Origin of the sequence: Thauera sp. AutoDN2 (assembly GCF_051280715.1) — a bacterium.
Classification (GTDB): domain Bacteria; phylum Pseudomonadota; class Gammaproteobacteria; order Burkholderiales; family Rhodocyclaceae; genus Thauera.
The window spans coordinates 20,059-39,667 of the sequence record NZ_JBNCAR010000019.1 but is presented as its reverse complement, the minus strand read 5'-3'; the positions used below and the strand labels follow the sequence as shown (position 1 = coordinate 39,667).

The window sequence follows — 19,609 nt, the reverse complement described above, 5'->3', positions numbered from 1 at the left end:
CCGGCCAAGGGAAGCGAACCCCGGCCGGGCTTTTTTCATGGGCAGACAAAACAAACGGGGAGCAGGCTTTACGCCCCTCCCCGTTCTTCACTTCAGCACCGGCTCACCGGCCGCCGCCTTACTGCGCGCGATGCGCAGCCAGCTTCAGCCAGGTATCGACCACCGTATCCGGGTTCAGTGAAATGGTCTGAATCCCCTCGTCCATCAGCCACTCGGCAAAATCCGCATGGTCGGACGGACCCTGGCCGCAGATGCCCACGTACTTGCCGAGCTTGTTGGCCGCCTGGATCGACATCGACAGCAGTTGCTTGACCGCCGGATCGCGCTCGTCGAAGGCGTGCGCCACCAGACCGGAGTCGCGATCCAGGCCCAGCGTCAGCTGGGTAAGATCGTTGGAGCCGATCGAGAAGCCGTCGAAGTACTGCAGGAACTGCTCGGCCAGGATGGCGTTGGACGGAATCTCGCACATCATGATCAGCTTGAGATCCTTCTCGCCGCGCTTGAGGCCGTGCTCCGCAAGCAGATCCACCACGCCGGCGGCCTCTTCGAGGTTACGCACGAACGGGATCATGATCTGCACGTTGGTCAGCCCCAGCTCGTTGCGCACCTTCTTCATCGCCGCCACTTCCATCTCGAAGCAGTCACGGAAGCTGTGCGCGATGTAGCGCGAGGCGCCGCGGAAGCCCAGCATCGGGTTCTCTTCCTCCGGCTCGTAGATGTCGCCGCCGAGCAGCTTGCGGTACTCGTTGGACTTGAAGTCGGACATGCGCACGATCACGGGCTTCGGATAGAAGGCCGAGGCGATCGTGGCCACCCCCTCGACCAGCTTCTCGATGAAGAATTGCTTGGGCGTGGCGTAGCCGCGCGAACGGCGGTTGATCTCGTCACGCAGGCTGGCCGGCACCTGGCCAAGGTCGAGGATGGCCTTGGGGTGGATGCCGATCATGTTGTTGATGACGAACTCCAGGCGCGCCAGGCCGACGCCGCCATTGGGGATCTGCGCGAACTCGAAGGCAAGCTCGGGGTTGCCCACGTTCATCATGATCTTCACCGGGATCTCGGGCAGGTTGCCCATGTCGGTGGTGATGACCTCGAACTCGAGCTTGCCGCGATACACGTAGCCGGTATCGCCTTCGGCGCAGGACACGGTGACCGACTCGCCTTCATTGAGCACCTCGGTCGCGTTGCCGCAGCCCACGATGGCGGGGATGCCCAGCTCGCGCGCGATGATCGCCGCGTGGCAGGTGCGGCCGCCGCGGTTGGTGACGATGGCGCTCGCACGCTTCATCACCGGCTCCCAGTTGGGGTCGGTCATGTCGGTGACGAGGATGTCGCCCGCCTGCACGCGGTTCATCTCCGAGGCATCGCCGACGATGCGCACCACACCGGCACCGATCTTCTGCCCGATGGCACGGCCATGGGTGAGCGCCTTGCCGTATTGCTTGAGGCGGTACTTCTCCATCACCAGGCCCGTATCCTGGCTCTTCACCGTTTCGGGGCGGGCCTGCAGGATGTAGAGCTTGCCGTCGACACCGTCCTTGCCCCACTCGATGTCCATCGGGCGGCCGTAGTGCTTCTCGATGATCACCGCGTAGCGGGCCAGCTCCAGCACGTCCTCGTCGGTCAGCGAGAAGCGGTTGCGATCCGCCTCGGGAACATCCACGGTGCGCACGGACTTGCCAGCGACGGCCTTGTCGGTGAATACCATCTTGATCAGCTTGGAACCCAGGTTGCGGCGCACGATGGCGGGCTTGTCCAGCGCCAGCGTGGGCTTGTGCACGTAGAACTCGTCCGGGTTCACCGCGCCCTGCACCACCGTCTCGCCCAGGCCGTAGGAGGCGGTGATGAACACCACCTGATCGAAGCCGGATTCGGTGTCGATCGAGAACATCACACCCGAAGCGCCCGAGTCGGAACGCACCATGCGCTGCACGCCTGCCGACAGCGCCACGTCAGCGTGGGCGAAGTTCTTGTGCACGCGGTAGGCAATCGCACGGTCGTTGTACAGCGACGCGAACACTTCCTTCATCGCATGCAGGATGTTCTCGTAGCCGTGGATGTTGAGGAAGGTTTCCTGCTGGCCGGCGAAGGACGCATCCGGCAGGTCCTCGGCGGTCGCCGACGAGCGCACCGCGAAGCTGCCCTCGCCCTCGGCAGTGATCGCCTCGTAAGCCGTCTTGATCTCGGCTTCGAGCTTGGCCGGGAACGGAATGTCGATGATCCACTGGCGGATCTGCGCGCCGGTCTTCGCCAGGGCTTCGACGTCTTCGACGTCCAGTGCGTCGAGCGCGGCATTGATGCGGTCGGCAAGGCCGTCGTGGGCCAGGAACTCGCGATAGGCCTCGGCCGTGGTCGCAAAGCCGCCCGGGACACGCACGCTCGAAGGAAGCTGGCTGATCATCTCGCCGAGCGAGGCGTTCTTGCCGCCGACCTTCTCGACATCGGTCATGCGCAGTTCGTTGAAGGGGATCACATAGCGTGTCATGGGTGGCTTCCGCAAATGTTGGAGAGAAAGCAAAATAACCGAGCGCGAAGTTTAACGTTTTTTTTGTGCTCTGCCGCATCCGGGCTTGTATGTATGTATAGAAGCCGCTGATGCAGGAGCCACAAGGCCCAACACATGACCGACATTCCAAGCCGCAGCGTCTTCTTCGTTTCCGACGGCACCGGCATCACCGCAGAAACCCTGGGCCACAGCCTGCTGGCGCAGTTTCCCGAGGCGAGATTCCGCCAGATACGCGCCCCCTTCGTCGACGACATCGACAAGGCGATCGACTGCGCCAACCACATCCGAGAGGTCGCCCGGGAAGACGGCGTGCGCCCGATCGTGTTCAGCACCCTGGTGCATGAGGACACCGTTGCTGCGCTGCACAAAGCGGACGCGCTCTTCCTGGATCTCTTCGACAGCTTCATCGGACCACTCGAATCCGAGCTCGGGCAGCGCTCCACGCACGCCGTCGGCCGGTTCCACGGCATTGCCGACAGTCTCAACTACAAGCACCGCATCGAGGCGATCAACTTCGCCATGGCCCACGACGACGGCATCTCCAGCGACGGAGAACTGGCCGAAGCGGACGTGATCCTGGTAGGCGTGTCGCGCTCGGGCAAGACCCCCACCAGCCTCTACCTCGCCATGCAGTTCGGCGTGAAGGCCGCCAACTATCCGCTGATCCCCGAGGATTTCGAGCGCAACAAGCTCCCGGGCGAACTGCACAAGTACCGCGCCAAGCTCTTCGGCCTTACCATCGCGCCGGAGCGCCTCTCTCAGATCCGCCAGGAGCGTCGCCCCAACAGCCGCTACGCCTCGCTGGACAACTGCCGCTACGAGATCGACGCGGCGCAGAAGCTCATGCGCCGCGAGAACATCCGCTGGCTCGAATCCACCACCAAGTCCATCGAAGAGATCTCTGCCACCATCCTCCAGACCGTGCGCGTGGAACGCCCCGGCTTCTGACCTGCCCAAGGCCGGGCAAGCACGAAAATCGAACGGACCCAAACAACGCCCAACACAGGACAAGACATGAAAAGAACGCGCATCAAGCGCCGAGGCGGCCTCGGCCGCAGCGCCGAACGACTCGTCCGCCTCGCCACCGGCCTCGCCCAGTCCGGCAGCCGCATCGAAGACCGCTACTGGGAGCGCCAGCTTGCGGGCCTGATCGATGAAACGCTTGCGGACAACGACGAGGAAGTGCTCAACACCGCGCTCGACCACCTCTACAGCACCGAGCCGCGTGCCTATGACGAGCTCGCAGACAGCATCGAATCGCGCGCCGAATGCGCCGCGGGCGCCCTGACCGAGCACGACGTGGTGCTCATCGCCGCGCCGGTGCTCGCCTGGTCGCGCTACCGCATCGGCGCCACCAGCATTTCGCCCGCCGTGCTCGCCAACCTCCGCGTGCACCTGCAGGCGCACGTGCTCGCGAAGGACGCGCGGCTGTCGGTGGCCGACTTCCTGTTCAGCCCCGACCAGTTGCCGCAGGGCTACTGCGCCACCGCCGAATTCGCCAAGGTGATCTGCGCTGCCGCCCTCGAGGGCCTCGATCTGCACATCGAGACCGAAGGCATGCCCGAAACCGCCCAGTTCCTCTCCGACACGCGCTACCTGCTCGCTGCGGTCGCCGTCCCGCGCGGCGCCCCGATCTTCCGCTGGCAGGAAGAAGACGGCTCGCGCGATGGCGCACTCGAGCACTGGCGCACCCAGGGTGGCGCCTGCCTGACGCCGCTGCTGCCGGGCTGCGTCGTGGATCTGGTGCTGCCCGAGTCCTACTTTGCCGCCAGCCGCGCAGCCGACAAGGAGAGCCGCCCCTACTCGGTGCGCGCCTCGGTTGCCTACCTCGCCACCACGCTCGAAACCCCGGCCGCAAACCTGCGCGCCGTGGTCGCCCCGTACTGGGACCGCGCGCTGGAGGAATACCGGATCGGCTTCACCGTCCGCGATCAGGACCAGGTCGTGCACGGCGTGGTGTGGCCACTGCTCGGCGCCGAGGACGAAACCTCCGACTGCATCGGCGAGATCGAAGCCGTGCTGCGTGAATCGGGGGTCAGCGAGATCCTCGCGCTCGACCACCACTTCCCGCTCGAATACTGCGACGACTGTGGCGTTCCGCTCTACCCCTCGCCCGAGGGCGAAGCCGCCCACGCCGAGATGCCGGCCGAGCAGACCGAGCAGATCCCGCGTCACCTGCACTGAGGAAGTCGCCCATGTCCCGCAAGATCGTCAAACCCGAAGCCGAGTGGCGCGCCCAACTCACCGACGCGCAATACCACGTCACACGCGAGAAAGGCACCGAGCGCGCCTTCACCGGCGAATACTGGAACGTCTGGGACAAGGGCGCCTACCACTGTGTGTGCTGCGGCGCCCCGCTCTTCCGCTCCGAGCACAAGTTCGACGCGGGCTGCGGCTGGCCCAGCTTCTGGACCGCCGCCGAGCCCGACAATGTCGAAACCGCCGAAGACCGCAGCCACTTCATGATCCGCACTGAAGTCCTGTGCCACGCATGCGGCGCCCACCTCGGCCACGTCTTCGAAGACGGCCCCCAACCCACCGGCCTGCGCTACTGCATCAACTCGGCGTCGATCAAGCTGGAAAAGGACGCAGGCTGAAGGAAGGCTCAGGGATGCGGGCTGAGCGCGCTCACACGCGGCCCGCTGCATTCTCGAGCCGGTTTGCGTTATCGCGGAACACCTCGCGCAGGGGGTCGGAGATCCGGCGATCACCAGCGGCCGCGCTCCAGAAGACCAGCGCCTGTCTGCAGGCCTCCAGCCAGATGGCGCGCTCTCCGGGGAGCGGCAAGGGCGGTTGCCATACCTTCGTAGGTAGTTCGCCGCCGGGCAGCGGAGCGTAGTCCATTGGCACCATGTCGTAGGCTGGCGCGAGCGTGAGCCGGCCATCGGCCACGCGGAAGGCGCAGTTGCCAAGGTGCATGTCGCCATTGGCGATCAGGCGCCCGAACCACCACAGTCGGCCGATGCATGCTGCATCCACCGGGGACAAGAACCCTGCCTCGACCAACGCACTGGCATGTTCCCGCCAGTCACGCGCGCCCAAGCCAAGAAGATGCGCGCTGACCGCTTGCAGGCTTACGACCGGCAGCCGACCGAAGCGACCCAGGCGGTCGAAGCGCTCCGACTCGAGGAAGGTTCGACCCTTGCTGGCGAGGATGCGAGTTCGCGCAACCTCGATACCCGTCAGCCCCTGCGCCGCGCCCAATGCAAGGTGCTCGCAGACCAGCAAATCGGCCCAGCGCTGGCTGCTCTCCCCCGCACCGGAAAACTTCACCAGCACATGCGGTGTGCGCTGACCCGGTAGCTCGCGTAGTGACAGGAACTTCGGAAACTCACCCGCCGCGCTGCTCCCCGCGATACCGAGTGACACGCTGCGCTCCGCCGAATCGTGATAAGCCGCGAGCAGCGTCGACTCGGTGAGGACCGGCGTAGGCGCCAACGCCTCGGCCTGCCACAGCCGCGCTGCCTGCTCGCCGAAAATCAGGTGACCGGGAAGGTCAACGCCGCGGCGGCTCAGGATCCAGGCGATTTCGTCATCGCCCCAGCCGCGGGGATCATCGGACACCTCAAGATCCAGGTGAAGTTGGCGGGCGAACTGGCGCCCGAGGTATCCCTGCGGCTGCATGTCGTACAACGGATAAGGCAAACCCGGCCACCACCCGTCTCGTGCCTCGCCATCGACCGGAAATCCGAGCCTGTCCAGCGCGCACCAGGCCCCCTCTGGCTGGAGCAGGCGCAGGACCCCACCCTCCTGCAATCGACCGTCGGCACCGACATGAAACACCGGAACCGGCGCCGACGAACCACGCAACGGGCGGCACGCAGCGTACCGCGTTCTACCCGCCGCCCCACCACGGCATACATCCGTGCCCAACTCTTCGAACAGGCGCAGCACCGTTCGCGCCGACACGTCCAGTTGCCGCGCCAGATCGGCCGCACGCGCAGGCCCTCGCCGCAGGAGGGCAATCAGCCGCTGGCGTACTTCAAGATTCCTGGTGCGCATAATGTCGAGCTAACTGCATCGTTAAAATAACAATTAATCTCTAATAATCAGATTGTTAGGCTAGCATGTTGCTTCATTACGTCTAGAGTTTTGTCCACAAACTACCCGGATGAAAAAACCCGCGCCAGCCTCACGGCCGCGCGGGTTTCTTTTATCAGAGGGCAAAGACAGCGCTTACACGCGTTCCCACACCGTGGTGATGCCCTGGCCGCCGCCGATGCACATGGTGGCCACGCCGTAGCGGCCATTCACGCGGATCAGCTCGTGCAGCAGCTTGGTGATGATCACCGAGCCCGTCGCGCCCACCGGGTGGCCGAGCGAGATCGCGCCGCCGTTGGGGTTGACCTTGGCGGTGTCGAGGCCGAGGCCGCGGTTCACCGTGATCGACTGCGCCGCAAAGGCCTCGTTGGACTCGATCACGTCGATCTGGTCCAGCGTCAGGCCAGCGCGCTTGAGCGCGAGCTGGGTCGCGGGGATCGGGCCTTCGCCCATCACCTCGTTGGGCACGCCGGCGATCGCGTACGACACCAGGCGGGCGATCGGCTTGTGGCCGGCGGCCGAAGCCTTGGCCGCATCCGCCAGCAGCAGGAAAGCGGCAGCGTCGTTGATGCCCGAGGCGTTACCCGCCGTGACGGAGCCGTCCTTCTTGAAAGCGGGCTTCATCTTCGCCAGCGCTTCCAGGGTGGTCATGCGCGGATGTTCGTCGGTGTCGAACACCACGGTGCCCTTGCGGGTCTCGAAGGTGATCGGGACGATCTGGCTCTTGAAGCGGCCCTCGGCGATCGCCGCCGCAGCGCGTTTCTGCGACTCGAGCGCAAAGGCGTCCTGCTCTTCGCGGGTGATGCCATGCTTGGTGCACAGGTTCTCTGCGGTGATGCCCATGTGGCCGACGCCGAAGGGGTCGGTCAGCACCGCAACCATCGAGTCGATGGCCTTGGTGTCACCCATGCGCGCGCCGCTGCGCAGTGCGGGCAGCAGATAGGCGCCACGCGACATCACCTCGACGCCGCCGCCGATCGCGTAGTCGGCATCGCCCAGCATGATGGCCTGGGCCGAGCTGACGATGGCCTGTTGCGCCGAACCGCACAGGCGGCTGACCTGGAAGGCCACGGAATCCATTGCCATGCCGGCGTTGATGGTAGCAACACGAGACACGTAGGCGTAGCGGGAGTCGGTCGGAATCACATGACCCACGGAAGCGAACGAAACTTCCTTCGGATCGACACCGCCGCGTGCGATCGCCTCCTTGATCACCACCGCACCGAGGTCGGACGGCTCCATGTCTTTCAGCGAGCCACCAAAGCCACCCACCGCGGAACGAACAGCACTCAGAACAACGACTTCACGATTTGCCATAACCCACTCCCTTGTTGAGATGAAACGTGTCACCCGCCCGCCGCGCCCGCAACCGCGAGCAGCGCCAGCAGGAACAGACACACCAGCAGAGCCCGCCAGAGCAGACCCACCGTACCTTGCATGTGGTCGACGCCCGCCTCGCCGCCCAGCCCCATCTCGGGCCGTTCGACAAGCGCACCCGCTTCGTGAATCGGCCCGCCCAGGCGGACACCCAGCGCGCCACCACCGCTTGCAATCAGTATAGCCGACGACCTCTCCGGCCACAGCACCGCCTGCGACCGCCAGCAATACACCGCATCCTCGAAGTTCCCCACCACCGAAAACACCAGCGCCGTCAGCCGTGCCGGTAACCAGTCGAGGGCGAGAAAAACGCGCTGCGCAAATCCGTCGCAAGCACCGGACTGCACCGCGCGCCCAACCGCCAGCAGCGCCGCCAGGCGATAGAGCACCACCCCGCTCGGCCCGGGCAGCAGCACGAACCAGAAGATCACCCCGAACACCGAACGGTGCGCTGCAACCAGCGCCTGCTCGATCGACAGCCGCGCAACCTCTCCGGTGGTCGCAGCGTCATGTCGCACGCCACGCCAGTCCGACAACAGGGCACGCGCGCCATCGAGATCCGCCATGCGCAGCGCCACGTGCACTTCGTTGAAGAACCGGCTATCGCGCGCAAACCCCATGCCGGCGAACAGCACCGCCACGTTGAACAGGAAGGCCAGCAGCGGATGCAGCGACCACAGCATGCCGTACACAACGGCGCTCGCCAGCGCAGTCGCGGGCACGACCAGCAACCAGGCCGTCCGCCCACCCGCCCCGGTGCTCGCCTGCACGCGGCGCTCGAACCAGGCGACGAAGCCCCGGCCGAGCCTGCTCGCCAGCGACCCGGCACCTGCCGGCCAGAATTGCTGCAGCACGAGCGCAACAAACAAGGAAAGAAGGGTCATGCGGCAGCCCAGGAAGGCATCAGGAGCGAAACGTGGAATAAAACTGAAAGACTGAAAGACCGAAAGACTGGAACGACTCCAGAATAGTACCGCAGCACCCTACCGGACATGCTGCGCAGGCGACGTATGCACGCAACAGCTGTGGCATCCGCGCCCGCGCCTGCATGTGACACCGACGCCGTACAGATCAGCTGCGCTGTCCCAGCAAGCGGTACAGCGACATGATGATCCCCGCCGTCGCGCCCCAGATGAAATACCCCTGGTACGGCATGGCATGGAAGGTGCGCAGCCGCCCCTCGTGCACGATGCTGTGCGCCTCGTGGTTGGCCGGGTCGAGAAAGTGCGCCAGCGGCACCTCGAACGCCTCCGCCACCTCGAAGGCATCCAGCGTGAGCTCGAACGGCGGCCGCACCACCCCCACCACCGGCGTCACGCGAAACCCCGTTCCGGTCAGATAGTCGGGCAAGGCACCGAGCAGTTCCACATGGCGGCGATGCAGGCCAATCTCCTCCTCCGTCTCACGCAGCGCAGTCTCCACCGGCGACGCATCACCCGCCTCCACCCGCCCGCCCGGAAAGCTGATCTGGCCCGGGTGGTGGTGGAGGTGGTCGGTGCGCTTGGTGAACAGGAGTGACTCCTCGCCCTCGCGCGCAATCAGCGGTACAAGCACGGCAGCCGCCTTGTACGCAGTCTCCGGCAACTCCGGCGCAAAATCGCCCGCCACCGTGCCGGGACGAACCCCTGCAAGCCTGTTTCGAAGCAGTTCAGGCCCGATCAAACCCACCCCCTCAACGCGTAATCTGCATGAAACCGTGGCAGATGCCTCGCGCCACCTGGTTCTCGCCCTTCCTCCCGGGCGCCACAAGCGCATCATAACCTTCACGGTCGACACCGTCAGTCGCCACCGGACCCCATGAGCATGGCTAGCAATCCGTTGCGGACCGTTGGTCGTGCGTTTTAACCCACTGGTCGCCCGCCCGACCCTTCCGCATCGTCAGCCCGGTACCTTAAGGCTATGAAAAAGATATCCGGTTTCACTATCGTCGAACTGATGGTCACGGTTGCCGTGGCGGCCATCCTGATGATGATCGCCGCACCGGCATTCCGCGATGCGATCGCCAGCTACCGGCTGACCACCTTGACCAACGAGCTCGTCGCTGCCACGCGCTTCGCGCGCGGCGAGGCCATCAAACTCAACCGCCCCGTAAGCTTCTGCCGGGCGGCGGCCGCCAACAGCACCGACTGTGCCGGCGGCGCAGGTGCCAACTGGGCCGACTGGGTCGTGTCCGACGGCACCTCCGGCATTCGTCGCGGCGCGCCCGAGCAGTTGGGCAACGAGTTCCGGGTCGCGAGTAACTTCGGCGGAGACACCGTGACCTACGCCCCGAACGGCCTGCCCACCGCAAACGGAGTGGTGACGGCCTGCACGACGACCCCCATCGCCGAGAATCGCCGCGTCATCACCATCGGCCCAGGCAACCGCATATCGGTCGCGCGTGCAGCAGGAGCCTGCCCATGAAACCCCTTCGCCCCCACCGTCGCGCCCCGCGCAGCACGCGGCAGGCCGGTGTCTCCCTGATCGAAGTCCTGGTCGCTGTCCTCGTCCTCTCGCTCGGACTGCTGGGGATGGCCGGGCTGCAGACCAGCGCCCTGCGCAACAACCAGAGCGCGTTCGAACGCAGCGTGGCCGTCATCGAAAGCTACAGCATCGTCGATGCGATGCGGGTCGACCGCGTCAATGCGGTCAACGGCGTATTCAACATCCTGATCGACGGCACGCCGGTGGGGGGCACCTTCGCCGGCAACGAGTTGGCCAAGTGGCGCAACCGGCTCGCCGCACAGTTGGGCGCCGGCGCAGCGGGCTCGGTCAACTGCAATGGCGCAGCATGCACGATCACCGTTCGCTGGCAAGACGAGCGCATCGGCGGCGCCGGTGCGGTGCAAACGATCCAGACCGAGGTGCAGCTATGAAAAACCTGGTTTCCCGCCCTCGCGCACGCCAGGACGGCCTGACCCTGGTCGAACTGATGATCGCCATGTTGCTCGGCCTCGTCGTCGTCGGCGGGGTCGGCTCGGTGGTCATCGCCAACGGCGAGGCCTACCGGACCAACGAAGGCCTGTCGCAGACGCAGGATGCCATCCGCACCGCCTTCGAACTGGTGGCCCGCGACATCCGCGAAGCGGGCGCCACGGGGTGTGGCAACAGTACGGTGACGAACGTCCTGAACGGCGGCGGCGGAGACTGGCTTGCAAACTGGGACGGCGTCCGCGGCTACGACGCCGGCACACCCCTGCCTGCCGCGTTCGGCATCGGCAACCGGGTCGCCGGGACCGATGCGATTCTGCTGCAGGGCATCGAGGGGACGGGGCATAACGTCGTCGTTCATAGCACGGGCGTGGGGGGTGGTGCAGCCAATTTTCAGATCAACTCCCCCACAACAGCGATCAACGACGGAGACATCCTCCTCGTGTGCGACCCGACCCGCGCGGTGATTTTTCAGGCGAGCAACTACAACGGCGCAAACCGCACGGTCGTCTTCAACACGGGCGGATCCATCAATCCGGGGAATTGCTCAAAGTACCTCAACCCTCCGGCAACGCCCGGCGCCTGTGGTGGCGGCGAACCCAACCCGCCGTTCGAGCAGAATTCACAGATCGCGGCCATGGTCGCGACCGTCTGGTACATCGGCGACAACGGCCGACCGGACGAGGGGAGCCGCTCCCTGTTCCGCCGCCGCATCGGAGGCGGAGGCGCTGAAGAGATCGTGCCCGGAATCTCCGACATGCAGCTGAGCTACCGCCCGACGGACACGGCGACGGGCTTCGTGACCAGCCCGGCCAACTGGCGGAACGTCACAGCGGTCGAAATCACGCTCACCGCCGTCAGCACCAACGACCGGGTGAGTGTCAACAACGGCCGCCTCCAGCGCACCTTTACCACGGTGGTCGGCCTCAGGAATCGTGTGCCATGAAATCAGCCGCAACCTTCCCCGGCATGCTGCCCGCAGGGTGCAGGCGGCAAAAGGGTATCGCCTTTGTCGTTGCGCTCGTCATGCTCGTCATGCTCACGCTGATGGGCCTGGCAGGCATGCAGAACACCTCGCTCCAGGAGCGCCTGAGCGGCAACATGTACGACCGCTCGCTCGCCATGCAGTCCGCCGAGGCCGCGCTCAGGGCGGCCGAAGCAGCGCTCAGCGCCAACCCCGGCCTTGGGGTCAATTGCCTGCCCGGCAACGTCGCGTGCGACATCGTCCCGCCAACGGCCTTCAACGGCGACGACGGCAACTGGGTCAACGCCCCGGGCGCGTTCACCACCAACCCGGGCACCTCTGCGGGTACGGGGCAATATCACATCCAGTTCGTCGCACGAGAGTTGAGCAGCGAGGACGAGCTTGGCCTGTCCAGCAGCGCAAACAGCTTGCAATACGGCAGCCCCTCCGGCACCCCGCCCGTCAATTTCTACCGCGTCACGGCACGCAGCCACGCGCCCGCCGCGGGCAACGACACCCGCTCCATCGTCGTGCTCCAGAGCACCGTGCGGCGCGTGGCACCCTGATTCCCACTGGGAGACCCCACCATGAAAACCGCTTCCAGCTTCCATCAGACCCTTCGCGGACTCGCGATCGGAGTCCTCGCCGGCCTCCCCCTGCTCGCAGGGGCCGCGGGCGTGACGGTCGACCAGCAGCCTCTGGTCGTCGCGGAGCCCCTGCCGCCGAACATCCTGTTCATCATGGACGACTCGGGGTCGATGGCGTGGCAGCACATGCCGGGTACTTCAGCCACCTGGACCAGCTCTCCGGACAGAGGCCTGCCCTACAGCGGGCAGCTCAACAACGACATTCGACTGCGGGCTGCCAACGTCAACACGCAGTGGTACGACCCCACCAAGAACTATATCCCGTGGAAGAACTGGGATGGGACATCTTGGCGACAGTACAACCCCAAGACGGAAAATCTCCCCTACGACCCCTCAGGAGAGATCAACACGGGCTCGCATAGCCTGCGCCAGACCAGCTATCCAGACCGTCCGGATAACTCAGACCGGGACCACAGTTCGACCACTTCGAGCACCGATCGCGCATTCCGGTTCCAGGGTTTCTACGTTTACCAGAGCGGATTGCAAAGCTCGAATGCCAACTACCGTCGCTTCGATTTCCGCTGGAACTCCACGAATTCACGTTGGGAAGGTCGAGCCTGTCCAGCGACCATCTGGGGCACAAGCACGAGCCTGAGCGACTGTACCTATTACGTCGGCAACACAACCCTGGGCCCCTACGGCCGCACGCTCGAGGCCGAGGTGCAGAACTACGCCAACTGGTTCTCCTACTATCGCTTGCGCGCAAGCATGGCCAAGGCATCGGCCAGCCGGGTGTTCGCCGACCTCGGCGAGGATTTCCGTGTCGGCTACAACACGATCTGGAACCGCCAGAACTACCGCATCCCGGTGGGGAACGACGACGGCCTGTTCCGCGGCAGCAACAAGCAGGGCTGGTTCACCCGCCTGTTCAACACCAACGCGTCCAACGGCACCCCGTTGCGACAATCGCTCGGCGACGCCGGAGAGTATTTCCGCGAGACCGGCGTCAACGGCCCCTGGGGCCCGCAGGCCACAGCCGCACAGTATTCGTGCCGGCAGAACTTCACCATCCTGACCACCGACGGTTACTGGAACAGTGACGAGGCATCTGTCAGCGGAGCGCGGGCGAACAACGACGGTACCGGCGGCAGCACGATCACCGGACCGAACGGTGCGAGCTACCAGTACATCGCGGGTCGTCCCTATTCGGACACGCGGAGCAACACGCTTGCCGACGTGGCCATGTACTACTGGAAAAACGATCTGCGCACCGACCTGAAGAACGATGTCCCCGCAAGCGCCGCCAACCCGGCCTTCTGGCAGAACATGACCACCTTCGGCATCTCGATCGGACTCAAGGGTACGCTTGACCCCTCCACCGATCTTGCCGCACTGGAAAACGGCACCAAGTCCTGGCCCAACCCGACCGAAGCGGAAGACGCCGAGCGCATCGACGACCTGTGGCATGCGGCCGTCAACAGCCGCGGAGAATTCATCGTCGCCTCCAACGCAGACGATTTCGTCGACTCCCTCAATGCCGCGCTGGGCGAGATCGCGAACCGCCTCGGGTCCGGAGCCTCGCTCGCTGCCAACTCGACCAAGCTCGAAACGGGTACGCGCACCTTCCAGGCGCAATACTGGAGTGGCACCTGGCGCGGCGAGCTGAACGCATTCCAGGTAAATGCCGATGGCTCGCTCGCACCGACACCGCTGTGGAAGGCCAGCGAGCAACTCCCCGCCTGGGGGTCACGCAACATCTGGGTCCATAACCCGCAGGGCACCGGAAACAATGCCTACAAACTCTTCGAGTGGGGTAATCTCGGCTCGACTCAGCAGGCCGCGATCGCTGCGGACGCCACGACCGGCGCGAAGGTCGTCGACTACCTGCGTGGGGAGCGCGTCAACGAGCAGACTGACGCCAACCCCACCGGCACCTTGCGCGCCCGTACCGGTCTGCTGGGTGACGTGGTGAACTCTCAGCCGGTTTTCGTGGGCACGCCCAACCCGCGCCTGTACTACGGCGCGAGCTTCAACGGCGCCACGGCCTATGCCACCTTTGCCGCAGGCCTGACGGGCCGCCCCCCCACCCTCTACGTCGGCGGGAACGACGGCATGCTGCATGGCTTCAACACGAACACGGGCGCGGAGACCTATGCCTTCGTCCCGAATGCTGCAATCCTCGCCGGCATCAAGGGCCTCTCGTCGACCAGCTATGCGCACCAGTACTTCGTCGACGGCGAAGTAACGGTCGCAGACGCCTACGGTGGCAACTCCATCGGCTGGCGGACGGTGCTGATCGGCAGCATGGGGCGCGGCGGCCGTGCGCTCTTCGCGCTCGACGTCACCGACCCGGCCAACGTCAAGTTCCTGTGGGAGCGCGACGCGACACAGATTTCCGCACTGGGCAACGTGCTCGGCAAACCAGTGATCGCACAGGTTGCCAATGGCGACTGGAAGGTCCTGATCGGCAATGGCCCCAACAGCGCGAGTGACGACGCAAGCCTGATCATGATCGACGTATTCACCGGCAGCTCGACCGTGGTGAGCACTGGCGTCAGCGGCAGCAACGGGCTTTCCGCGGTGTACACATGGGACTCGGACGGTGATCGCTTCATCGATCAGGCCTACGCGGGAGACCTGCAGGGCAATCTCTGGCGCTTCACCAGCCTGGGGGGCACCCCGGCAGCCTCCAGACTGTTCGTTGCCCAAGACGGCTCCGGCGTCGCTCAGCCCATCACTGCAGCCCCCCTCGCCGCGAAGAACCGCAGCACCGGCGACCTCTGGGTCTTCTTCGGTACCGGCCAGTACCTCAACCAGGCCGACACGACCAACCTACAGGTGCAGAGCTGGTATGGCCTGATCGACCGGGGCGGCACCATCGCGTCCCGTACTGACCTCCTCGAGCGCAACATCCTTGCCGAGGGCGAGATCAACGGCTTCGGCGCACGCGTGATCGAGGAAGGCAACGCAGGGCAACTCATCGGCACGGACGGCTGGTTCATCGACCTCGAGTCGCCCTTGAACGGTGCGGAAGGCGAACGCATCGTCGTGCCGAACCAGTTCCAGGGCCCCATCCTCGTTGGTACGACCCGGATTCCGGACGGCAGCGACCCCTGCAACCCGAGCGGTCGCGGCTTCATCATGGCAATCGACCCCTTCACGGGCGCAAGGCTCCCGCAAACCTTCTTCGACTTCACGCTCGATGGAAGCTTCAATGACGCCGACAAGCTCATGGTCAACGGGCAACTGGTTGTGGTGTCGGGCATCGGTTTCAGCGCAAGTCCGAACAGCCCCATCTTCATCGAGAAGGTGATGCAGGTCAGTCTGGATGACGGATCGACCCGCACGGTCGGAACAGAGGGCACCGGCACGGATGCCGTTCGTCAATCGTGGCGCGAAATCGTAGGACAGTGAACATGCAAAGACATCAGCACCGCCTTGCCGGGCACTCCAAGGCTCGCCAGCACGGCATCACCTTGATCGAGATGATGATCGTGGTGGCGATCCTGGGGATTCTGGCCTCGATCGCCTACCCCTCGTATCAGCAGCACGTCCTCCGAACCTTCCGCAGCGCGGCGACGGCTTGCCTGATGGACCAGGCCCAGTTCATGGAGCGTTTTTACACCACGAACATGACCTATGCCGGAGCGGCCCCGGCCTTGGGCTGCATGGCCGACCCGGACCTGACCCAGCGCTATCAGTTCCAGCGCGTTTCCGCCGCAACCACCTACACCCTGACCGCAGCACCGATCGGCGCACAGGTTGCCGATGCCTGCGGAAACGTGAGCCTCGATCAGTCGGGAGCGAGAACACCCGCAAACTGCTGGTGATCCTGGTCGAACCAGGCCTCCGAATACGACAGACCGTGACAAACGTCACGCCCCAAGTTGGGCTTTGCTGGGACTAGAACCGGACCCGATGTAAAAGGAGCAATCAAAAAAAACGAAAAATCATGAAAAACGCATTTTTCTCGTTCATGGGCACGAGTTACCCCTCTCACCTTGAGCGCGAATTCGAGCGGATCCTGATCCGTATCGAGGACTTGTGGGACACCCCCCAGATCCATGATTACTTCAGCGATCTGCTGATCGACAAGCGCGGCGGCCGCAAGGGCTTCCCGCCCGACGTACTGGCTGACATCATCCGCCTGCGCGACGCTCGCGAACTCGAAACCTTCAAGGCGGCTGAGCGCAAGGAGCACGCGATGCACGATCTGGTGTCGCGTGGCATAGCATTCCTGCCAAAGAATTTCTTCCGCTACCTGGAGGAAGGCGACCAGGAGGTGATCGACCTCTTCGTGCGCGCCAATTTCAACGTCAACATGCCGTCCGAGGACGGGGTGCCGCCCTTGCTGATCGCGCTCAAGCGCGGACTGACGATCATCGCGCAGATTCTGTTGAATGCGGGCGCAGACCCGAACGGGAAGGACCGGCTGGGGCTTACCCCGCTGCTGATCGCCTGCGGAAAGCCCACCGACGGATACCGGAACACGGTGCTGCTGCTGCTCGCCAAGGGCGCACACATCGACGTGCGCGACCCGCTCGGCAACACGCCGCTGCTGCTTTCTCTCAGCGGCGCCACCACCGATATTGCGTTCACACTGATCGAGCAAGGCGCCGACGTGTCTGCCACCCGCCGCGACGGCGCATCGGCGCTATCGCTGGCGCAGAAGCTGGAGGACGGGCGCCTGGCGCGCCTGATCGAGCTGAAGATGCAGGACGCCGCGAACGCGAGTCGCAAGCTGTACGGAGAGCACAGCGCTGCATGACGTCTGGCAGCGCCCTGCCTCTGCGGTTGAGCGCACCGCGGCAACAGGCTGCCTTTGTTAAGAAGGCCCCGGCTGGGCGCCCCCGTCAGTCGCGGAAATTCCCGTATTGCAGCGGGAAGTCGGTGACCTGTTTCTTGACCAGCGCAATGGCTTCCTGCAGTACGTCGCGCTTGGCGCCGGAGACGCGCACGGCTTCACCCTGGATGGCGGCCTGAACCTTCAACTTGCTGTCTTTCAGCAGTTTGACGATCTTCTTGGCCATATCCTGGTCGACGCCCACGCGTACCTTCACTTCCTGCTTGACCTTGTTGCCGGAGATCTTCTGCACCTCGCCGTAGTCCAGGCAGCGGACGTCGACGTTCTTCTTGGTCATCTCGGGCAGCAGGATGGTCTTGATCTGGTCGAGCTGGAAGTCGCTGTCACCGTAGAGGGTGATGAGTTTTTCGGCGAGCTCGATGTTGGCACTGGTGCCCTTGAAGTCGTGGCGGCCGGTGACCTTGCGGTTGGCCTGCTCGACCGCGTTGCGCAGCGCGGGCTGGTCTACCTCGGACATGATGTCGAACGACGGCATGGCTCCCCCTCCCCTGCGCTCAGCCGAAGTGGCAGATGTAGTGATAGGGCTCGCCGACGACTTCGATGTCGAAGCTCGAATTGGCGGGCACGTTGAAGGATTGGCCGGCGCCGTAGGTCGTCCAGTCGCCGGGGTTGCCGTCAGGGTCCTTCAGGCGCACGCTGCAGCTGCCGGCGACGCATTCCATGACTTCCGGGGCGCCGGTGTTGAAGGTGAGCAGCGCCGGCAGGATGACGCCGACCGATTTCCGGGTGCCATCGGCGAGTTGAATGCCGTGACTGACGCACTTGCCGTCGAAATACACGTTGGCCTGGGTGGTGACGGTGACGCCGTCGAAGCGGGTGGTGACGCTCATGCTGTTGAACCTTCCTATTCGATTCCGAGAAGCTTCTGGATGATGCCCTTGGCAACGAACCCGACGAAGCCCACACCCAGGCCGATGAACATCCACATCATGCCGTAGCGGCCGGCCTTGGATTCCTTGCCGAGGTTCCAGATGATGAACATCATGAACAGGATCAGCCCTGTGAGGCCGACCTGGAGGGCGATTTCCTCGAACTCGGTGAAGCTGAGTCCGAGGATGAAGTCTTCGTCGTTCATCGCGATCGGTGCGATCCTGCCTTAGCCGCGCTTGGCCCTGGCGTTGGCAGCGATGCGCATGCGCAGCGCGTTGAGGCGGATGAAGCCGTGGGCGTCCTTCTGGTTGTAGGCGCCGGCGTCGTCCTCGAAGGTGGCGATCGTCGGGTCGAACAGCGAGTCGGTCTTCGAGTCGCGGCCGGTGACGATGACGTTGCCCTTGTAGAGCTTGACGCGCACCCAGCCGTTCACGGTTTCCTGCGTCTGGTCGATCAGGGCCTGCATGGCGCGGCGCTCGGGGCTCCACCAGTAGCCGTTGTAGATCACGCTGGCGTAGCGCGGCATGAGGTCGTCCTTGAGGTGGGCGACTTCGCGGTCGAGCGTGATCGACTCGATGGCGCGGTGGGCGCGGAGCAGAATGGTGCCCCCCGGGGTTTCGTAGCAGCCACGGCTCTTCATGCCGACGTAGCGGTTTTCCACCAAGTCGAGGCGGCCGATGCCGTGCTTGCCGCCGAGTTCATTGAGCTTGGCGAGCAGTTCGTGCGGCTTCATGCGGGTGCCGTTGATGGCGACGAGGTCACCGCGCTCAAACTCCAGGTCGAGGTATTCCGCGGCATCCGGGGCGGCCTCGGGCGACACCGTCCAGCGCCACATGTCTTCCTCGGCCTCGGCGGCGGGGTTCTCGAGGTGGCGACCTTCGTAGGAGATGTGCAGCAGGTTGGCGTCCATCGAGTAGGGCGAACCGCCCTGCTTGTGCTTCATTTCGATGGGAATGCCGGCCTTTTCTGCGTAAGCAAGCAGTTTCTCGCGCGAGAGCAGGTCCCACTCGCGCCAAGGGGCGATGACCTTGACGTTGGGCATGAGCGCGTAATAGCCAAGCTCGAAGCGCACCTGGTCGTTGCCCTTGCCGGTGGCGCCGTGCGAGACGGCGTCGGCGCCGGTGGCCTGGGCGATCTCGATCTGGCGCTTGGAGATCAGCGGGCGGGCAATCGAGGTGCCGAGCAGGTACTCGCCTTCATAGACAGTGTTGGCGCGGAACATCGGGAAGACGAAGTCGCGCACGAACTCTTCACGCAGGTCGTCGATGAAGATGTTCTCGGGCTGGATGCCGAACTTGAGCGCCTTCTGGCGCGCGGGCTCGAGCTCTTCGCCCTGACCGAGGTCGGCGGTGAAGGTGACCACTTCGCACGCGTAGGTGTCCTGCAGCCACTTCAGGATGACCGAAGTGTCCAGCCCACCCGAATAGGCGAGCACTACTTTCTTGACGTCGCTCATGCTGTTTTCCTGTTTTCTGCTGTGTTGCCGGCAC

General features: G+C 64.6%; 19 protein-coding genes. 10 read left to right on the top strand and 9 right to left on the bottom strand.

Annotated features, from left to right (window positions below; translation table 11 throughout):
• Nucleotides 1-118 precede the first annotated feature (118 nt).
• A complete protein-coding gene (ppsA, locus tag ACPT9U_RS11455; RefSeq protein ID WP_435751034.1) occupies nucleotides 119-2,485 on the bottom strand; it encodes a phosphoenolpyruvate synthase in 2,367 nt (788 codons plus the stop codon).
• 135 nt (nucleotides 2,486-2,620) lie between these two features.
• On the opposite strand from ppsA, the gene ppsR reads away from it, so the two are divergent.
• From ppsR to msrB, 3 genes are all read left to right on the top strand, one after another.
• Nucleotides 2,621-3,454, top strand: coding sequence for a posphoenolpyruvate synthetase regulatory kinase/phosphorylase PpsR (gene ppsR / locus ACPT9U_RS11450; protein WP_418365020.1), 834 nt, complete (start codon nucleotides 2,621-2,623; stop codon nucleotides 3,452-3,454).
• Nucleotides 3,455-3,520: 66 nt separating this feature from the next.
• Complete coding sequence (locus ACPT9U_RS11445) at nucleotides 3,521-4,690, top strand: DUF2863 family protein (RefSeq protein ID WP_435751033.1); 1,170 nt, start codon at nucleotides 3,521-3,523, stop codon at nucleotides 4,688-4,690.
• Nucleotides 4,691-4,701: 11 nt separating this feature from the next.
• On the top strand, nucleotides 4,702-5,103 hold the full coding sequence (gene msrB, locus ACPT9U_RS11440) for a peptide-methionine (R)-S-oxide reductase MsrB (RefSeq protein ID WP_435751032.1): 402 nt from the start codon (nucleotides 4,702-4,704) through the stop codon (nucleotides 5,101-5,103).
• Nucleotides 5,104-5,134: 31 nt separating this feature from the next.
• On the opposite strand, the gene yjjJ is transcribed toward msrB, so the two are convergent.
• The 4 genes from yjjJ to ACPT9U_RS11420 form a co-directional block, all read right to left on the bottom strand.
• Nucleotides 5,135-6,508, bottom strand: a complete 1,374-nt coding sequence (gene yjjJ, locus ACPT9U_RS11435) for a type II toxin-antitoxin system HipA family toxin YjjJ (RefSeq protein ID WP_435751031.1) — start codon at nucleotides 6,506-6,508, stop codon at nucleotides 5,135-5,137.
• Between the two features lie 174 nt (nucleotides 6,509-6,682).
• Nucleotides 6,683-7,864, bottom strand: coding sequence for an acetyl-CoA C-acyltransferase family protein (locus ACPT9U_RS11430; protein ID WP_418365024.1), 1,182 nt, complete (start codon nucleotides 7,862-7,864; stop codon nucleotides 6,683-6,685).
• A gap of 29 nt (nucleotides 7,865-7,893) precedes the next feature.
• Nucleotides 7,894-8,808 carry a CobD/CbiB family protein gene (locus ACPT9U_RS11425; RefSeq protein ID WP_435751030.1) on the bottom strand — a complete coding sequence of 305 codons (915 nt, stop codon included), beginning with the start codon at nucleotides 8,806-8,808 and terminating at the stop codon, nucleotides 7,894-7,896.
• Nucleotides 8,809-8,995: 187 nt separating this feature from the next.
• A complete protein-coding gene (locus ACPT9U_RS11420; RefSeq protein ID WP_435751039.1) occupies nucleotides 8,996-9,532 on the bottom strand; it encodes a CoA pyrophosphatase in 537 nt (178 codons plus the stop codon).
• A gap of 291 nt (nucleotides 9,533-9,823) precedes the next feature.
• Here ACPT9U_RS11420 and ACPT9U_RS11415 point away from each other — a divergent pair, with 291 nt between their 5' ends.
• The 7 genes from ACPT9U_RS11415 (at nucleotide 9,824) to ACPT9U_RS11385 (ending at nucleotide 17,153) form a co-directional block, all read left to right on the top strand.
• Nucleotides 9,824-10,327 (top strand): GspH/FimT family pseudopilin, encoded by a 504-nt coding sequence (locus ACPT9U_RS11415; protein WP_435751029.1) that lies wholly within the window; start codon nucleotides 9,824-9,826, stop codon nucleotides 10,325-10,327.
• Nucleotides 10,324-10,779, top strand: coding sequence for a type IV pilus modification protein PilV (pilV, locus tag ACPT9U_RS11410; protein WP_435751028.1), 456 nt, complete (start codon nucleotides 10,324-10,326; stop codon nucleotides 10,777-10,779). The genes ACPT9U_RS11415 and pilV overlap by 4 nt, the downstream gene beginning before the upstream one ends.
• Nucleotides 10,776-11,780 (top strand): prepilin-type N-terminal cleavage/methylation domain-containing protein, encoded by a 1,005-nt coding sequence (locus ACPT9U_RS11405; protein WP_435751027.1) that lies wholly within the window; start codon nucleotides 10,776-10,778, stop codon nucleotides 11,778-11,780. Before pilV ends, ACPT9U_RS11405 begins: the two co-directional genes overlap by 4 nt.
• The gene (locus tag ACPT9U_RS11400; RefSeq protein WP_435751026.1) at nucleotides 11,777-12,364 is read left to right on the top strand and encodes a pilus assembly PilX family protein; all 588 of its coding nucleotides are present in this window, start codon (nucleotides 11,777-11,779) and stop codon (nucleotides 12,362-12,364) included. Before ACPT9U_RS11405 ends, ACPT9U_RS11400 begins: the two co-directional genes overlap by 4 nt.
• Before the next feature lie 21 nt (nucleotides 12,365-12,385).
• Nucleotides 12,386-15,799 (top strand): pilus assembly protein, encoded by a 3,414-nt coding sequence (locus ACPT9U_RS11395; RefSeq protein ID WP_435751025.1) that lies wholly within the window; start codon nucleotides 12,386-12,388, stop codon nucleotides 15,797-15,799.
• A 2-nt stretch (nucleotides 15,800-15,801) separates the two neighbouring features.
• On the top strand, nucleotides 15,802-16,215 hold the full coding sequence (locus ACPT9U_RS11390) for a type IV pilin protein (protein ID WP_435751024.1): 414 nt from the start codon (nucleotides 15,802-15,804) through the stop codon (nucleotides 16,213-16,215).
• 122 nt (nucleotides 16,216-16,337) lie between these two features.
• On the top strand, nucleotides 16,338-17,153 hold the full coding sequence (locus ACPT9U_RS11385; protein WP_435751023.1) for an ankyrin repeat domain-containing protein: 816 nt from the start codon (nucleotides 16,338-16,340) through the stop codon (nucleotides 17,151-17,153).
• A gap of 85 nt (nucleotides 17,154-17,238) precedes the next feature.
• Here ACPT9U_RS11385 and ACPT9U_RS11380 read toward each other — a convergent pair whose 3' ends face one another.
• From ACPT9U_RS11380 to ACPT9U_RS11365, 4 genes are read right to left on the bottom strand one after another with little or no spacing between them, the layout of a single operon-like run.
• Nucleotides 17,239-17,724, bottom strand: coding sequence for a YajQ family cyclic di-GMP-binding protein (locus tag ACPT9U_RS11380; protein ID WP_418365035.1), 486 nt, complete (start codon nucleotides 17,722-17,724; stop codon nucleotides 17,239-17,241).
• A gap of 19 nt (nucleotides 17,725-17,743) precedes the next feature.
• Complete coding sequence (locus ACPT9U_RS11375) at nucleotides 17,744-18,079, bottom strand: pyrimidine/purine nucleoside phosphorylase (RefSeq protein WP_435751022.1); 336 nt, start codon at nucleotides 18,077-18,079, stop codon at nucleotides 17,744-17,746.
• A gap of 14 nt (nucleotides 18,080-18,093) precedes the next feature.
• The gene (locus tag ACPT9U_RS11370) at nucleotides 18,094-18,324 is read right to left on the bottom strand and encodes a DUF2788 domain-containing protein (RefSeq protein ID WP_418365037.1); all 231 of its coding nucleotides are present in this window, start codon (nucleotides 18,322-18,324) and stop codon (nucleotides 18,094-18,096) included.
• Nucleotides 18,325-18,345: 21 nt separating this feature from the next.
• The gene (locus ACPT9U_RS11365; RefSeq protein ID WP_435751021.1) at nucleotides 18,346-19,575 is read right to left on the bottom strand and encodes an argininosuccinate synthase; all 1,230 of its coding nucleotides are present in this window, start codon (nucleotides 19,573-19,575) and stop codon (nucleotides 18,346-18,348) included.
• Between the last annotated feature and the right edge of the window lie 34 nt (nucleotides 19,576-19,609).

Coding starts and splice junctions, on each gene's coding strand:
- ppsR (WP_418365020.1), top strand. CDS start 2,621: ATGACCGACATTCCAAGCCGCAGCGTCTTCTTCGTTTCCGACGGCACC.
- ACPT9U_RS11385 (WP_435751023.1), top strand. CDS start 16,338: ATGAAAAACGCATTTTTCTCGTTCATGGGCACGAGTTACCCCTCTCAC.
- yjjJ (WP_435751031.1), bottom strand. CDS start 6,508: ATGCGCACCAGGAATCTTGAAGTACGCCAGCGGCTGATTGCCCTCCTG.
- ACPT9U_RS11430 (WP_418365024.1), bottom strand. CDS start 7,864: ATGGCAAATCGTGAAGTCGTTGTTCTGAGTGCTGTTCGTTCCGCGGTG.
- ACPT9U_RS11400 (WP_435751026.1), top strand. CDS start 11,777: ATGAAATCAGCCGCAACCTTCCCCGGCATGCTGCCCGCAGGGTGCAGG.
- msrB (WP_435751032.1), top strand. CDS start 4,702: ATGTCCCGCAAGATCGTCAAACCCGAAGCCGAGTGGCGCGCCCAACTC.
- ACPT9U_RS11380 (WP_418365035.1), bottom strand. CDS start 17,724: ATGCCGTCGTTCGACATCATGTCCGAGGTAGACCAGCCCGCGCTGCGC.
- ACPT9U_RS11365 (WP_435751021.1), bottom strand. CDS start 19,575: ATGAGCGACGTCAAGAAAGTAGTGCTCGCCTATTCGGGTGGGCTGGAC.
- ACPT9U_RS11395 (WP_435751025.1), top strand. CDS start 12,386: ATGAAAACCGCTTCCAGCTTCCATCAGACCCTTCGCGGACTCGCGATC.
- ppsA (WP_435751034.1), bottom strand. CDS start 2,485: ATGACACGCTATGTGATCCCCTTCAACGAACTGCGCATGACCGATGTC.
- pilV (WP_435751028.1), top strand. CDS start 10,324: ATGAAACCCCTTCGCCCCCACCGTCGCGCCCCGCGCAGCACGCGGCAG.
- ACPT9U_RS11375 (WP_435751022.1), bottom strand. CDS start 18,079: ATGAGCGTCACCACCCGCTTCGACGGCGTCACCGTCACCACCCAGGCC.
- ACPT9U_RS11370 (WP_418365037.1), bottom strand. CDS start 18,324: ATGAACGACGAAGACTTCATCCTCGGACTCAGCTTCACCGAGTTCGAG.
- ACPT9U_RS11415 (WP_435751029.1), top strand. CDS start 9,824: ATGAAAAAGATATCCGGTTTCACTATCGTCGAACTGATGGTCACGGTT.
- ACPT9U_RS11425 (WP_435751030.1), bottom strand. CDS start 8,808: ATGACCCTTCTTTCCTTGTTTGTTGCGCTCGTGCTGCAGCAATTCTGG.
- ACPT9U_RS11445 (WP_435751033.1), top strand. CDS start 3,521: ATGAAAAGAACGCGCATCAAGCGCCGAGGCGGCCTCGGCCGCAGCGCC.
- ACPT9U_RS11405 (WP_435751027.1), top strand. CDS start 10,776: ATGAAAAACCTGGTTTCCCGCCCTCGCGCACGCCAGGACGGCCTGACC.
- ACPT9U_RS11390 (WP_435751024.1), top strand. CDS start 15,802: ATGCAAAGACATCAGCACCGCCTTGCCGGGCACTCCAAGGCTCGCCAG.